Annotated in this window: 15 protein-coding genes; 6 read left to right on the forward strand and 9 right to left on the reverse strand. The window is 50.2% G+C overall.

From position 1 onward, the window contains the following. Window positions 1-71: 71 nt before the first annotated feature. The gene (locus IT781_RS03395; protein WP_194968732.1) at window positions 72-2,603 is read left to right on the forward strand and encodes a fimbria/pilus outer membrane usher protein; all 2,532 of its coding nucleotides are present in this window, start codon (window positions 72-74) and stop codon (window positions 2,601-2,603) included. A gap of 25 nt (window positions 2,604-2,628) precedes the next feature. After that, window positions 2,629-3,639, forward strand: coding sequence for a fimbrial protein (locus tag IT781_RS03400; protein WP_194968733.1), 1,011 nt, complete (start codon window positions 2,629-2,631; stop codon window positions 3,637-3,639). Window positions 3,640-3,915: 276 nt separating this feature from the next. Here IT781_RS03400 and IT781_RS03405 read toward each other — a convergent pair whose 3' ends face one another. Continuing rightward, the gene (locus tag IT781_RS03405) at window positions 3,916-4,641 is read right to left on the reverse strand and encodes an SDR family NAD(P)-dependent oxidoreductase (protein ID WP_194968734.1); all 726 of its coding nucleotides are present in this window, start codon (window positions 4,639-4,641) and stop codon (window positions 3,916-3,918) included. A gap of 139 nt (window positions 4,642-4,780) precedes the next feature. Here IT781_RS03405 and IT781_RS03410 point away from each other — a divergent pair, with 139 nt between their 5' ends. After that, entirely contained in the window at window positions 4,781-5,140 is a 360-nt protein-coding gene (locus IT781_RS03410; RefSeq protein WP_194968735.1) for a DUF2784 domain-containing protein, read from the forward strand. Between the two features lie 358 nt (window positions 5,141-5,498). On the opposite strand, the gene IT781_RS03415 is transcribed toward IT781_RS03410, so the two are convergent. From IT781_RS03415 to IT781_RS03440, 6 genes are all read right to left on the reverse strand, one after another. Next, entirely contained in the window at window positions 5,499-5,681 is a 183-nt protein-coding gene (locus IT781_RS03415) for a PLDc N-terminal domain-containing protein (RefSeq protein WP_194968736.1), read from the reverse strand. A gap of 157 nt (window positions 5,682-5,838) precedes the next feature. Then, complete coding sequence (locus IT781_RS03420) at window positions 5,839-6,495, reverse strand: hypothetical protein (RefSeq protein ID WP_194968737.1); 657 nt, start codon at window positions 6,493-6,495, stop codon at window positions 5,839-5,841. Window positions 6,496-6,536: 41 nt separating this feature from the next. Then, window positions 6,537-6,893: an alpha-amylase family glycosyl hydrolase gene (locus IT781_RS22785; RefSeq protein WP_194968824.1), complete on the reverse strand. Its 357-nt coding sequence runs from the start codon at window positions 6,891-6,893 to the stop codon at window positions 6,537-6,539. After that, entirely contained in the window at window positions 6,890-7,027 is a 138-nt protein-coding gene (locus IT781_RS03430) for a hypothetical protein (protein ID WP_194968738.1), read from the reverse strand. Before IT781_RS03430 ends, IT781_RS22785 begins: the two co-directional genes overlap by 4 nt. 6 nt (window positions 7,028-7,033) lie before the next feature. Then, window positions 7,034-8,881 carry a malto-oligosyltrehalose trehalohydrolase gene (treZ, locus tag IT781_RS03435; protein WP_194968739.1) on the reverse strand — a complete coding sequence of 616 codons (1,848 nt, stop codon included), beginning with the start codon at window positions 8,879-8,881 and terminating at the stop codon, window positions 7,034-7,036. Beyond that, window positions 8,881-9,447 (reverse strand): DUF5752 family protein, encoded by a 567-nt coding sequence (locus tag IT781_RS03440; RefSeq protein WP_194968740.1) that lies wholly within the window; start codon window positions 9,445-9,447, stop codon window positions 8,881-8,883. The genes treZ and IT781_RS03440 overlap by 1 nt, the downstream gene beginning before the upstream one ends. Before the next feature lie 225 nt (window positions 9,448-9,672). On the opposite strand from IT781_RS03440, the gene IT781_RS03445 reads away from it, so the two are divergent. Continuing rightward, complete coding sequence (locus IT781_RS03445) at window positions 9,673-9,888, forward strand: DUF2905 domain-containing protein (RefSeq protein ID WP_194968741.1); 216 nt, start codon at window positions 9,673-9,675, stop codon at window positions 9,886-9,888. A 223-nt stretch (window positions 9,889-10,111) separates the two neighbouring features. Here IT781_RS03445 and IT781_RS03450 read toward each other — a convergent pair whose 3' ends face one another. Continuing rightward, window positions 10,112-11,383 (reverse strand): DEAD/DEAH box helicase, encoded by a 1,272-nt coding sequence (locus IT781_RS03450; RefSeq protein WP_370526910.1) that lies wholly within the window; start codon window positions 11,381-11,383, stop codon window positions 10,112-10,114. A 250-nt stretch (window positions 11,384-11,633) separates the two neighbouring features. Here IT781_RS03450 and IT781_RS03455 point away from each other — a divergent pair, with 250 nt between their 5' ends. Both IT781_RS03455 and IT781_RS03460 read left to right on the forward strand, forming a co-directional pair. Further along, window positions 11,634-12,335: a rhomboid family intramembrane serine protease gene (locus IT781_RS03455; RefSeq protein ID WP_194968743.1), complete on the forward strand. Its 702-nt coding sequence runs from the start codon at window positions 11,634-11,636 to the stop codon at window positions 12,333-12,335. Window positions 12,336-12,467: 132 nt separating this feature from the next. Further along, the gene (locus tag IT781_RS03460; protein WP_194968744.1) at window positions 12,468-12,794 is read left to right on the forward strand and encodes a hypothetical protein; all 327 of its coding nucleotides are present in this window, start codon (window positions 12,468-12,470) and stop codon (window positions 12,792-12,794) included. Between the two features lie 103 nt (window positions 12,795-12,897). On the opposite strand, the gene IT781_RS03465 is transcribed toward IT781_RS03460, so the two are convergent. Then, window positions 12,898-14,460 (reverse strand): phospholipase D family protein, encoded by a 1,563-nt coding sequence (locus IT781_RS03465; RefSeq protein WP_228778886.1) that lies wholly within the window; start codon window positions 14,458-14,460, stop codon window positions 12,898-12,900. Window positions 14,461-14,477: the final 17 nt, after the last annotated feature.

Raw genomic sequence — 14,477 nt, forward strand, 5'->3', positions numbered from 1 at the left:
CACAAAACTTTACGCTAATTTTCGCCTGGACCGGTTTATTTTTCAAGGCGCTAACCCTCTTGATCCTAATCATGGCAGGTTCCGCAGGCGCCGAATCGGAAAAGCTTGCCGAGGTGGAGTTCAACCCCGCATTTTTGCGCGGCGGTAGCGCCCAGCAAGTGGACATTTCCCGGTTTCAGCGTGGCAATCCCGTGCTGCCGGGCGATTATATCGTTGATCTGCACGTGAATGACAAATGGGTGGGCCGGGCCTCGGTGCGTTTTGTTGCCCAGCCAGATAGCGACATCGCCTTGCCTTGTATCGAACGAACAGTGCTTGAGAAAATCGATTTGGATTTTGAAAAGCTATCAGATTCGGCTCGCTCCGAATTGCTCAAAGTGCAGGCTGACGGCTGCGCCGACCTAGCCGCATTGGTCAAGGATGCCCATGTGTCGTTTGATCAATCTTCGTTACGTCTTGACCTGAGCGTGCCCCAGGCGGCGTTGCTGCGCACCCCGCGCGGCTATATCAGCCCGGAATTATGGGATAGCGGCGTGACTTCCGCGACGCTGGCCTACAATCTAAATGCTTTCCGCAACGCGAGCTCATTTTCGACGACATCCAATGGCTATCTCGGCCTGACCGGTGGCTTAAATTTCGAGAATTGGCACTTGCGGCAGCGCTCGTCCATAAATCTGCAATCGGATGGGTCTTCGACTTACCAAAACATCGCCACCTATGTGTTGCGCGACCTGCCTTCTCTGACCAGCCGCCTAAGCCTGGGCGATAGTTTCACGGATGGCGCGATGTTCGACAGTATTGGTTTTCGTGGCGTTTCACTGGGGACCGATGACCGCATGCGGCCTGATTCGCAACGCAATTACGCTCCGGTAGTGCGCGGTATCGCCAAGACCCGTGCGCGCGTACAGATCAGCCAGAATGGCAATATCATATTGGATACCACCGTGGCGCCAGGGCCTTTTGAAATCAATGACGTTTATGCCACCGGCTATGGCGGCGATTTGCTGGTCGCCGTGTATGAAGCGGACGGCAGCCAGCAGAATTTTACCGTTCCTTATGCTTACGTTACCCAATTGCTGCGTCCGGGAATCTGGCGTTACAACGCCACGATTGGCGAAGTCCGCGAGACACAGATTCACAACGGCGAGAAATTCGGCCAGGCAACGTTGCAATATGGTTTTAATAATCTGCTGACGGGTTATATGGGCGGCATTATCGCCTCCAACTATAAAGCGGGGCTAGTGGGGACGGGGTTTAACACGCCACTGGGAGCGATAGCGGTCGACCTGACCCACGCTGAAGCGGATATTCCGGGTGCACCGGCGACTAGCGGCCAAAGTCTGCGCGTCAGTTACAGCAAGCTGGTCTCTTATACTCGCACTTACTTAACATTAGCCGCCTACCGCTATTCGTCAGAGGGTTATTGGTCGTTTCACGAGGCGCTGGCCGGCCGTGATTTGGTGGCCGCCGGTGCCGATCCGCTGACGATCAACCACCAGCGCAGTAAATTACAACTCAACATCAACCAGAATTTTGGGAACTGGGGCACTCTTTTCCTGACCGGATCCATCGTGGATTATTGGAGCCAATCCGGTACAGCCACGCAGTTCCAAGCGGGCTACAATAATTTTTTCACGTTTGCAGGCATTACTCCGAATTACAATATTTCGGTGACCCGTCAGTTGGATGGAGCTACCGGCGGCGTTGATAATCAGGTGCTGGTCGGTGTCTCCTTACCGTTGGGTAGTAGCCCACAGGCGCCCAGGCTGATGACAAATTTTACTCAAGACGACGTGGGCGGGGTAACTCGCCGTACCGCGCAGGAGATCATCAGCGGTACGGCGGGTGAGAACAACGAACTGAGTTATACCGCATCGTCTAGCCAGACCGATGATGGGAAAGCTGTTTTCGGCCTGGCTGGGGGATACCGTAGCCCTTACACGACGCTTTCGGCGAGCTTCAGCGAAGGGTCCGAATATTCGCAACAATCTTTGGGAGCTACCGGCGGTGTGGTCCTTCATCCGGGAGGGGTAACGCTGGCGAACCAAATGGGCGACACAATTGGCATCGTCGAAGCGCCCGGCGCCGAGGGCACCCGGGTCACCAACAGTATCGGTACACGCATTGATGGTCGTGGTTATGCGGTCTTGCCTTTCCTGTCGCCCTACCGTATGAACATCGTCAGCATTGATCCGGATGGTGTTCCACCCGATGTGGAATTTAAAACCACTAGCCAGCAGATTACGCCCCGCTCCGATACGGTGGCGATGATAAGTTTTGCCACCGTCAGCGGACGGGCGGTAATGGTCACGGCTTACCTGGCCGACCGCTCGCCGGTGCCTTTCGGCGCCAGCGTACTCGATGCCGAAGGCCACGAGGTTGGTCTGGCGGGACAGGATGGCCGTATTTTTCTGCGTGGCATTGCCGACTCAGGCATCTTAACCGCAAAGTGGGGAGATGCCAGCGATCAACAGTGTGACTTTGAATATCAACTGCCACCGAAGAGCATGGATGAAGGCCCATTCCTAAAAATTGAGGCGGTATGCAATATCAGGGATGCCTTATCCAGGCAAAACAATGACCGGCCAAACCAGCGACTCTGAAGTCGGCAACAGAAGGTATAGTGCGATGAAAATTTTAATGTGCGGCTATAGGTTATTACAAGCGTTGTTGGGCTTGTGTGTCATGACCACTTTGTGCAAGGCTGCTCCGGTGGTCAGTTATTCGCCAGCCACGCTCAATTTTTCTCCGGCGGGACCTTACTCGCCGCCTAGAGACGAGGCGGTCGGGAGCACGCTTGCCACGGCAACGTCGGGTATTTCCATAAGCAACTTGCCTAATCTATTAGGCATATATGGTTGTACCATTAGGCAGACCGTTACCGTGGTCGGCACCGAGGTTTCATCAGGCGTATACCCTACAGGGATTAACGGCCTGGGGATCAGTTTCTATTTTAACTCCACGTTAATAACGAATGCGAATAATGGACTGTCTATCGACACTTTCTTTAATACTGGATCGGGGCCGTTGCCTGGCATCAATGCCCATCTGGTCGTGGCCGGACAGATTACTCCGGGGTCTGTTGCGTCCAGCACCTCTTTTGTACAAATAAATTATAAAACAGGGCTCCTCAATCCGCTGTTAAGCTGTCTTGGTCTGAATCTCGCTTGGAACCAGACGGATAATCTGACTACCGGCAACATTACCGTCTCGCCGGTTACGTGCAGCGTGACGACTCCATCGGTCAGCGTGACCTTGCCAACGGTTTCCACTACATCGCTAAGTTCATTGGGGCAAACCAATGGCGATACCCCATTCAATATCCGTCTGAGTTGCCAGAGCGGCGCTAATGTCTATGTGACATTAACCGATGCTACGACCCCTGGTAATACAACATCACTGTTGTCATTGAATCCCTCTTCAACTGCGCAGGGGGTCAAGTTGCGGATTCTTAAAAATGACGGCAATCCCGTGCCTTTTGGGCCGGATTCGGCGGCGGCCGGCAACACCAACCAATGGCTGGTCGGCTCTTCGGCAAGCACCAGCAATATTCCGCTGATAGTCCAATACTATCGAAACGGAGACTTAACAGCGGGAACTGTCAATGCAGCAGCGACTTTTACGATGAGCTATCAATAAATTTGGGGTTTAGGGAGATTGCAGGTATAAGGAAACGGAAATTCTTCTCCTATATCGCAGAAAAACGAGAGGGTTCCCTTATCTCAACTTTAAGCGAAGATATCTTTAGTTTTTACTGATTTTTTACCTTTTCGAGGGATGGCTAAAAATAGCCCGGGTGCCAATTCATTCGTATCGCCTATACCTCAGGTTGCCTTTGTCGAATTTATTTGATCCTACAAACTGCGTAACATCAGTAAATAAGATCTGAACGTTAGGATTTAGTTATTTAAAAAATCAGTATTCCCACGCGCCGGCAACAGTGATCAATGAACCGGTCATTGATTCGGGGCTATTCCAAATGAGCCATGCTGTGGTTTTGCCGATCTCATCAGGGTGAACAGGGCGGCCATAAGGGATTTGGTCTGCCATGTGTTGCCTCTCTTCTGCACTGATATTGCCTTCTTCGACAAGTCCAGGGCAGATTGCATTGACACGGACTTTATGTGGAGCAAGCGCCGCAGCGAGACTTTTAGTTAAAACGGCAACTCCGGTTTTAGCAGCGCAATAACCGGCCGACATAGACCAGGCTTTAATATTTTCCACGCCTGAAAAGGCAAAGTTGATGATCTGGCCGTGATTGCGGCGCAATTCATTCATTGCATAATAACTGGTATTAAAACAGGTATGCAGATTCAGGTTGATATCAGCGAACCATTCCTCAGGTGTGACCTCCAAGATGTTTTTGTACACGAAAGGCCCGACGATGTTAATCAAAACGTCAATCGAACCAAAAGCCTCCAAACTTTGAGCAATCAGCGACTCGGCTTGTTTAGGCTCTGTCAGGTCGCATTGAAAAAGGCGGCTTGGAACATTTTTTTCATTTAGCCAAGCTTGAAGCTCATTGGCTTTGGCTTGATTCGAACAATATTGAAGAGCCAATTGCAATGGGCGGTCAGACAAAGCTTTGGCAACGGCTATACCAATATCCGAATTACTGCCAGTTATTAAGATCGTCTTCATAAAATACTTATCATGATGAATAGGGTAGGGATGTATTGTAACGTTATTGCCCGTTTAACTAAAAATACAGTCCCAAAGGAAGGAACGAGGCGATTCCATTAAGACTCTGATCAATCAAGTAGCACTCTAAAGAGAACCAATGTCAAATCAATTTGCTGCCGATCTGGTCGTATTGCTGCACTTTTCTTTCATTTTATTTGTCGTTTTCGGCGGCCTGTTAATTTTCAAATGGCGGTGGCTTGCATGGCTTCATTTGCCGGCCGCTGCATGGGGCGCATTTATCGAACTCAGCGGTGGCATCTGTCCGCTGACGCCGCTCGAAAACAGACTTCGGGCTTCTGATGGTGGCAGCTATTCTGGCGACTTTATCGAGCATTACCTCATGCCGATAATTTATCCCGGCGAATTAGCCCATCAAATGCAAATCGTATTCGGAATAATGGTTTTGATTTTCAACGGCATCATTTACGGCTTGTGGCTTATCCGCAAGAGGGGATGAAGACAGCATCCACTTTTGTTCCGGTTGCATAGCTGGAATCAGTTTGTCAGTTAGCCCTAAACGAAGTAAGTCTGAGTAAGTTTCTGGAAAATGCCCTGCTGATCCCAAACACGGCAAGTTACATATGAAAATAACAAATCTATTATATCATAGACATATTGATTATAATTCAAGATGAAGTCAGAAGAGCCCATCCTCTCAAGCTTATCCAACAGCTAGAAAATTACAAAGTTTAGAATTCAGAAAACGTTTTAAAGTGAGATGAAAAAATCCAGTGGGGGAGGGTTAGTCTCGGTTGTTGCCTCGGCTAAAATCTCCGCCACTGGTAGATAGCTTCTATCTCAGATTAACAAATTTATTAATCACCCTTTGGGCCAGCAAACCACCAAATAACCAAACCTACAACTGGCAACAGTAGAATTAAAACCACCCATAAAACTTTCATTCCAGTGGTGGCAGCGCTTTTCATAATGTTAATAATGGCCCAGATATCCAAGACGAGTATAATAAAACCTAGAAAACCTCCAACTTCAATATCCATATTTCCTCCTAAACAGGTTTGTTTTCATTAGAAAAACTATTCTGCCTCATCAGTTTTAGACTTTACGCTTAAAAATAAGCCGGCTCTGTACGCTAGCACACATTGCTCAGTCTACGGCGTTTTTTGAGCAGTTTTTAATCAATCTGATATTACGAAACTATTCGGCCACCAGCAACGCAACCTGAAATGCTCCAAGCATATCCTCAATATCCAGTTCCAAATGACCACCAACCGCTTTGGCTGACAGTCTCCCGGTCGTAAAAACATTGCTGTAATGCAAAGGAGCGTCAGCAGGCAGTTCCAGTCGGGTTTCAGCCCAAATATCATCCTCATCCGACAGATGTTTCATGAACCTGGATGCCAGAATCACAACAAACTGTTCTGGATCGCGGCGCGCAAACGCCACTAAATTATCAGATCGCGGTCCATTGATAGACAGCCTCAGGTATTCGCCACTCTCAAACAGCGCCGCATATCGGTTGTGCAGTCGAAGAGTCTGAGTGGTAAGAAACAGCTTGATTCGGCCATCTTCCGGAGCATCCAGTAATGATTTTAGTAAAGACAGTCGATCATCAACGAGCGCGTCATCTATAGTCGACAATAATTTCCGGCCTATTTCGAAATCAACGGGACGGCGGTTGTCGGGATCGACCAAAGAAAAGCACCAGATTTCATTGCCCTGATAGATGTCCGGGACGCTTGGCGAGGTCAATAACAGTAATGTTTGAGCAAGTGCGTTATATAAAAACGCATCGCGTAGGGTATTGAGCGTATAGTCACGGTTTTTTGGCTGGGCTTCGGCGATTTGGCTCAACCGGTTGGCCAATACATTTCATTCAGCGGCCAGTGCAGTCGTCATGACCAGTTTTTTAGCCTGGTAGACGAGTTCTTCAAAATCGATGTTCCGGCCAACAAAACGGTTATAAATGGCTGTGAACTGTTCTTCTGCCTCGGCATTGACGAATAAGCCGGTCGTTCTATGTATGGGCCAATCGTGGGACAGGTATTCGTAATTAGCGACAATTTTTCGGCAACGTTGTCGCTGCCCATAATGCCCATGTGGTTAGGCTCGATATCAGCGATCAGGCCCATCCGATGCCGGTGCAATTCATCCACAAAGCGCTCATAATCCGCTTCCGAACCGATTTCGAGACATAGTGCGTTATGATCGACAATATCGTAGCCGTGAGTGTTGCCTGGCCTGGCCTTCAGATAGGGCGATACGTATCAGTGCTGATGCCTAGCCGGTGCAAATAGGAAATCAGTGCTGTGGCCTGGTGGAATGTGAAATGACTGTTGAATTGCAGGCGATAGGTCGCATCGGGAATCGCCTTGATGCGCACCATAACCGTTCAGCTTTCAGTCAGCAGCCAGACTACAGACCAGGGCGACAAACTGGCTGGCGGCTGGAAGTCGGCAATCGCGGCATCGGTTTTGAAAATGACTTCGCCATTGCCGGGGCTGTCGATCGCCACCGACTCGTCGCCAAGATTGGCGATCAGTTCCAGTTGCGAATCGTCGGCTATCCGCCAGCTCACCATCAAGGCGCGCTCGCTCAACAGCCGATATCCGGCTTGTCCTCCAGCCATGCCGGGCAGGCGAGGTTGAATATACTGTCGGCGCAGGTTCAGAAGCTGCCGATGGTAATTCAGCCATTGCTGATGCGTCGGTTGCTCCAACTCATGCCAGGCCAGTTTTGCAGACTGGAATGTGCCAATCTGGTTCGGTAACGGCATGTCTTGCGAATTGTTAAAGTCCGACAAGTGTGCAAATTCACGAAGCCGACCTTGTGCAATTCTTTCACCCAGTTCTTCCGGAAAATCCACGAAATAAGGGAAGGGCGTAGAAGTGGCCCATTCCTGCCCCATGAATAAGAGCGGTATGGATGGGGCCAGCAGGATAATCGCCGTGGCCGCCTGCAATGCTTTCGGGGAACATAGCGCAGAAAGGCGCTCTGCGAAAGCACAGTTGCCGATCTGGTCATGATTCTGCAGGAAATTGACGAAAGCCAACGGCGACAAATCTGCGCTCGGTTCGCCACGCGGTTTGCCGTCCCGGTAAGCCGAGATTTCTCCTTGGTAGGCGAAGCCTTCAGTCAGACAACGGGCCAGATGTTCGATCGGATTCTTTGCATAATCTTGGTAATAACCGCCCGTTTCACCGGTCAGCAACACATGCAGCACATGATGAATATCGTCGTTCCACTGAGCATTGTAATGGCCGTCATGCGGCTCTTCCGAATTCGGCCTCAAATAATGCGCAGCGTTGTTGTCGTTTTCCAGAACCAGATGGACATGGCGTTCATAACCATACGCGTGCCGCACCTCCCTGGCCAGATACTCAAAAAAGGGCGGACGGGTAGCGTCGGAATCGTCGAAAACGGCATGGACAGAATCAAACCTGAGCCCGTCAACATGATATTCTTCCAGCCAATATAGGGCGTTATGAAGAAAGTAAGCGCGCACCCAGGTACTGCCGGGGCCGTCAAAATTGATTGCGCTGCCCCAGGGCGTTTGATGGCGATCGGTAAAAAATGTCGGTGCATACTGGTTTAGGTAATTGCCTTCCGGGCCGAAATGGCTGTAAACCATGTCCAGAAAAACCATCAGGCCCTTGGCATGCGCCGTCTGAATAAAATCCTTCAGCTCATCGGGCGTGCCGTAAGCCGTGGCCGGGGCGAATGGCAATACACCGTCATAACCCCAGTTGCGGTTGCCGGGAAAAGCAGCAATGGGCATCAGCTGCAATGCGGTGATGCCCAGATCGGCCAGATAATCGAGCCGCTGCTTGGCGGCCGCAAATGTGCCCTCGGCCGTGAATGTGCCGATATGCAGTTCATATAAAATGACTTCTTCCCAGGGGCGTCCTTTCCAGTCCCGGTCCTGCCAGTCCCAGTCGCTGGGATTAATGATCTGGCTGGCGCCGTGCACGGTTTCCGGCTGGCAGCGCGATGCGGGGTCTGGCACATAAAATGACTCATTAATGCGGTACTGGTAATAATAAGCGCTGCTGCCATATTCCGTAATAATGCCGAACCAGCCTTCGTCTTCCGGCGTCATCGTCAGGTATTCTTCAGGCTCCAGGCCAAGCAGGCCCAGCTCTACTGTGTCGGCTCCCGGTGCCCACAAGCGGAAACGCACCCGGCCATCATCCAGGAGTTCGGCGCCGAAAGGCATCAGATGGCGGCGTTTGACGGCCATCAGCCTAACTCGATACGGTCAGCCATTCTGTCCGGATTGCGTCGTCTGGCATCGATAAAATGATAAAAAATGCTGCTGACTGACAGCTTTTGCATAATTTTGGCCATTTCTCTGGGATTGGCTGTGCTCGTATGAGTGTTGAAAACGACAATCTGAGAACGGATGAACTCAAACGGCTGTTCGGCGATAACCCAATGCAGGTGCTCGCTTTCTTCAAGGCGTTCTTCGATATACTCCAGAAGCTGCCGGCGAATTTCCGTCATGTTGACAAATTGGGTAGGATCAACGACCGCCAGCTGTTCTGCCAGTTTCGCATCATGAAGGCTGCGATAAGCCCAGGCGGCGAAATCGTTGTTATATTCGCGTTCTTCAAAACGAGCCTGGAGCAGATTGCCCCAAAAATGATAATACAGGCTGTCAGGGCTGATTTCGGCAATATGGTCACGGAATTCTTTCAGCGTATGCGCGCGTTTGCCTGTGGCGATAGCGATCAATGTGCAATCTTTAATCGCGAAGCGGGGCTTGTCTGGCCCCGGTGCTGCAGTGGATGGTTCGGTTATAGCCATAGCCCCTCTAAAATAGCCGGCGGTGCGTACAGCAAATGGCAGGAGTTGACGGCCAGCTGCTTAAAATTTTCAGGCCACATAAGTTGCTATGTAAGATAACCTGTTGAAAGCGAAAATAAAATTCGTATTAACCCCTAGGTAAATATACTGACTAAGAACGAGGCAATAAAGCCGCTATAATTGCCGCATTGTAAAATTGCGGCTTAGCGTAATGGAGGGCGATCTATGACAACCGGAAGAGTATTGATGATTATCGGCGTCATTCTGATTGTCGCCGGGCTTGTTTTCAATTATGCCCCCTGGCTGATCAATTGGTTTGGCAAGTTGCCCGGCGATATCCATATCAAGGATGAAAAGCGGATTATTTTTTTTCCGATTACCTCAATGGTCATCGTCAGCCTGATTTTGACGCTGATTATCAACCTGATTTTCCGCAAATAGAAGAGGCTGATCGACTTGCAAAAAAACGGACAATCCATAGCTGGATCGCCTGCTTTTTTATTATTCACTGATGTGTAAGGTCGAATTCATTCAACCCGAAGCAAACGCCCATGTATCGACCCATGCAGTGCGAATACCCGCAAGGGGCACAAGTGAATCCGCCCCTACACGGCATTGCAGCAAAACTAAAACAGCACAGAGATTGATGCATGCGTAACATCAGTTACTCGGCGGGTACTGTTCCTGAAGAAGGCTTATTGCTTGGAACGCGGCGCTTGCCGATATTTTTTCTGTCGCGATGACGCTCTTTGGTCTTTTTGACGGCTTCTTTTTTAGGTTCTTTTTTAGTCTTGCTGCCAGCAGCTTTGCCTGAGGCTTTAAGCTTTTTAGGGCCTTTATACTTGCCTTCCATTTCCTTGATCGTGCGGCGCTTAAATTTTTGCTTTAAAAACCGCTTGATGCCGGCCATCAAGTTCCATTCCGTGCTTTTTACCAGAGCAATCGCCAGTCCCAGTTCATCGGCGCGGCCTGTTCTGCCGATACGATGGATATAATCGATACCGGTCCTGGGCATGTCGAAATTAATGACCAGGTCGATGCCTTTTACATCGAGACCGCGCGCGGCGACATCGGTGGCAATCAGAATGTTGATATCACCCTGTGTATACAATTCCAGAACCCTGTTGCGGTCTTTCTGATCCATATCGCCATGCAACACGCCGACGCGGAGCTTCTGGCCGCGCAGCGGGCCGCGCAGAATGTCGGCCTGAATTTTAGTGTTGGTAAATACCAGCGCTTTGTCATAAATTTCATTAAGCAGCAGCCAGGCCAGCAGTTTTTGTTTATGCTCGCTGTCGTCGGCCAAGACAATTTGCTGTTCAATATTGCCATGTTCATCGTGCAAACTGTTTAAAGCAATTACTTCTGGTTTTTTCAGTACCTGTTTGGCTATCTTCGTGACGCCTTGATGAGCCAGCGTTGCGGAAAGCAGCAGGGTTTGTCTTTTCGTATTGCAGTGCTCGACAATGGTCAATACGTCATCGCTGAATCCCATGTCCAGCATGCGGTCGGCTTCATCCAGCACCAGAACTTCCAGGCCGTCAAGATCCGGCAGGTCCTGATTCAGCAGTTCCAGAAGCCGTCCCGGCGTGGCAATGATAATGTCAGGATTCTTACGGATGGTTTTCTGTTGTTGTTTGAAATCGTCGCCGCCCGTAATCAGGCCGGCTTGCAGATCACTGAATTCGCACAGTTGCCTGCACTGCTGAAAAATCTGACGCGCAAGCTCGCGGGTCGGAGCAAGTACCAATGCCCGTGTTCCGGTGTGAGAGGCGGGAATCGCTAGTAAATGATGCAGAGTCGGCAGCAGGAAGGCCGCTGTTTTGCCGCTGCCGGTTTCGGCGCTGACCAGCAGGTCTTTATGTTCCAGGGCCGGCGGAATAGCCTGCATTTGAGTCGGTGTGGGCTGCTCAAAGCCTAATTGTCTTAATGCCATGAGCAAATGTTCATCAAGGAACAAGTCTGAAAAGGATAGGGGAGTATCTAGTGAATTCGGTTGCATGAATTGTTAACGGTCGCCGTAAGGCAAATATGAGAAGGAGCTGTTTTTTCCATCATTATAAACTTTTTGGACCGAGAATTTATCAATAAATGCAGACTCGTTGCTCATCAGTATTTTTAACTGATAAGCTTGAGCTAGAAATATCCGGATTTTTCGATAACTGGAATCAACAATAGGGGAAGCCATGATACCAATTAGAGATACAGCGCCCTGTAACATAAGGCCTTGGGTGACCTGGGGATTGATGGCCATCTGCATCACTATTTTTATTGCCATGCAGCTGATGCCGTATGAGTTGAGTTATCGGCTTATTTATCGTTATGGCATGGTGCCTATTCGTTATACAGAGCCACAGTGGGCTTTCAGTTTCGGCTTGCCCGACGACTACTATTTGTCCTTCTTGACCAGTCTGTTCTTGCATGGGAACTGGTGGCACCTGGCCATCAACATGGTTTTCATGTGGATCTTTGCCGATAACATAGAAGATAGAATGGGGCATGGGCCTTTTCTGCTCTTTTATTTAGTGTGCGGCCTATGCGCGACATTTCTTCAATGGTATTTTGACCCCCGTCTGGCCATCCCGGTTGTTGGCGCATCGGGCGCTATTGCCGGCGTATTGGCGGCTTATTTCTTTCTCTATCCGATGGCCCGGGTCATCCTTTGGGTGCCTCTGTTCTTTCTGCCGATTGTCGTTCATGTTCCGGCCATTGCTTTTTTAGGTTTGTGGGTCATTATTCAGCTGCATGATGCCATGACTTCGGTCGTGTTTGAGGGCGTGACTGTTGATGTGGCTTGGTGGGCGCATTTAGGCGGCTTTGTGACCGGCACTATTCTATATAGATTATTTATTCGAAACGAGCCAAATGAGCCGGTAGAAGAAAAATAAATTATTTTGATGGCTTTAAGGTATAATTGCCGATCTCAAAAAGTGGGGCTTTTTGATAAAGATCAATCAGAGCCAGGAACGCTTTCTGGCTAAAAAAGGCTTCTTAAGTTCTATCAGGAAATTAAAAATAATATGAAAAATATTAATGTTGCATTGGTAAGGCTGCTTCAATTTGTAGTTTTTGTACTGTTCACATTCATGGTATTGGCCTATTTCGGCGCCATGGTTTTACTGCCATTGGATGCGATTGCTCTGCTAATAAAACTCATGTCAGCCATTGGCCTTAACGGTTTTATTGCAGCTTTTATTGCCGTTCCGGTTGTCGGCTATCTGGTCATGGTGGTTTACAAAATTCCAGGACTGGGCAAAATGGTAGTTGATACTGGCGTTGATCTGGTTACTACCGGCAAATCAAGAGTTGAAGCGTTTAATGAAATCGCCAATTCAGTAAAAAGTTAATTTCCATTCTTGCCCTGCCGGGTGAGTACAAAAAGGCGTGTCGGATATGTGTTCGGCACGCCTTTTTTTATGTCCCACAGCGGACTTTTAAATCCGGAGCAGATCATAAAAGCCAATCAATCGGCAACCATGACAGAAAATAGACGATAGAGCGCTGCAGAAAATTCGTGCCGGGCTCCGTCTCGTGCCGCACCAGCATCCCCTCGCGATTCTCAAGCCAATATAAATCCCCCTTATCGGACAGGCGCACCTCATAGGCGCTTTCAGGAATACCGTTGCTGAATACGGCATCGATCTGTTTTGCCAAGCGCGGGCTATCGATTATAAAGCCCAGTTCGGTATTCAGCTCGGCCGAACGCGGATCGAAATTGAACGAGCCGATGAAAACGCTTGAGTGGTCTACTGAAAACGTTTTCGCGTGCAGGCTTGAACCCGAACTGCCCAATATGCCGACTCTTCTGTTTCTTTCGGCTTCCGGCGATAACAGCCGTGTTTCATAGAGCGTGATGCCGGCCTGTAGCAACGGTTTGCGCCATTTCGCATAACCCGCGTGTACAACAGGGACATCCGTGGCCTCCAGGGAATTAGTGAATACCTTAATGTCAACGCCTCGGCTGGCCAGAGCCACAAATGCATCGACGCCTGCGGCGGTTGGCACGAAGTAAGGCGAGACAAGTTCCACTTCAGCTTTTGGCTCGCCGATGATCTTATCAAGTTCGCAGGTTAGGTGGACGTCCTCCGAGGACTGGCCAAGCCCTTTGCCCGGATCGTCGCTGACCATGCGGGTGACAACCCATTCCAGTTCCAGATTTTCCTGGACTAGTTTGCGGATGACAGCCGTGTTGCGTATCGCATTCATATAGGCCACGGCAGCCGGATCCCTTTCGACCATTTTTGCCGCCGACACCAGTTCCTTGAGCATGACAAGGTCAGCGGGCGGCAATACGCGGTCGATAGGGTATGACGATTCGCTGATCCAGTAGCGGTCGAAGTCATTCGATACATCCTTGACGACCGCCCCTGCGGCCATGACATCCAGATCGGCGAACAGCACGTCGTCGGCCGCGCCGAAGTACTCGTCCCCGACATTGCGGCCGCCAATGATCGTGACCTGATTATCGGCGGTAAAAGACTTGTTATGCATACGCCGGTTCAGGCGGGAGAAGTCGGTGATGTAACCAATCAACCGCGGCTTGCGGATCATGAACGGATTAAACAAGCGAACTTCGATATTCGGATGAGCATCAAGCGCCATAAGCATGGCATCGAGTTCGGAAGAGATATTGTTGTCGTCGAGCAATAATCGCACGCGCACGCCGCGGTCGGCCGAGGCATGCAGGGCTTCGAGCAGCAGGATGCCGGTCATGTCCCAATGCCAGATGTAATACTGGACATCAAGGGTACGGTCGGCGGTCCCGGCCAATAGAGCCCGCACGGCAAACGCATCGTGCGCGTTCGGAAGCGGGTAAATGCCGGATTTGCCGGGATGCGCCTCAGCAGATGAGGAAATCGACCTGCCAAGTCGGGTGGCTTTGGACTCGGCAGCGGACAGCGCCGTGGAAATGCTTCGGCCTTCGAGTGATGGCAACGGGGTGCAGCCTTCGGTCAGACCTGCGGCCAGGCAAAACATCAAAACATACGGGGTAATGCCTCCGTGTGAGTTCATGGCATCGTCCGTCTGCC

Origin of the sequence: Methylobacter sp. BlB1, from assembly GCF_015476545.1 — a bacterium.
Classification (GTDB): domain Bacteria; phylum Pseudomonadota; class Gammaproteobacteria; order Methylococcales; family Methylomonadaceae; genus Methylobacter.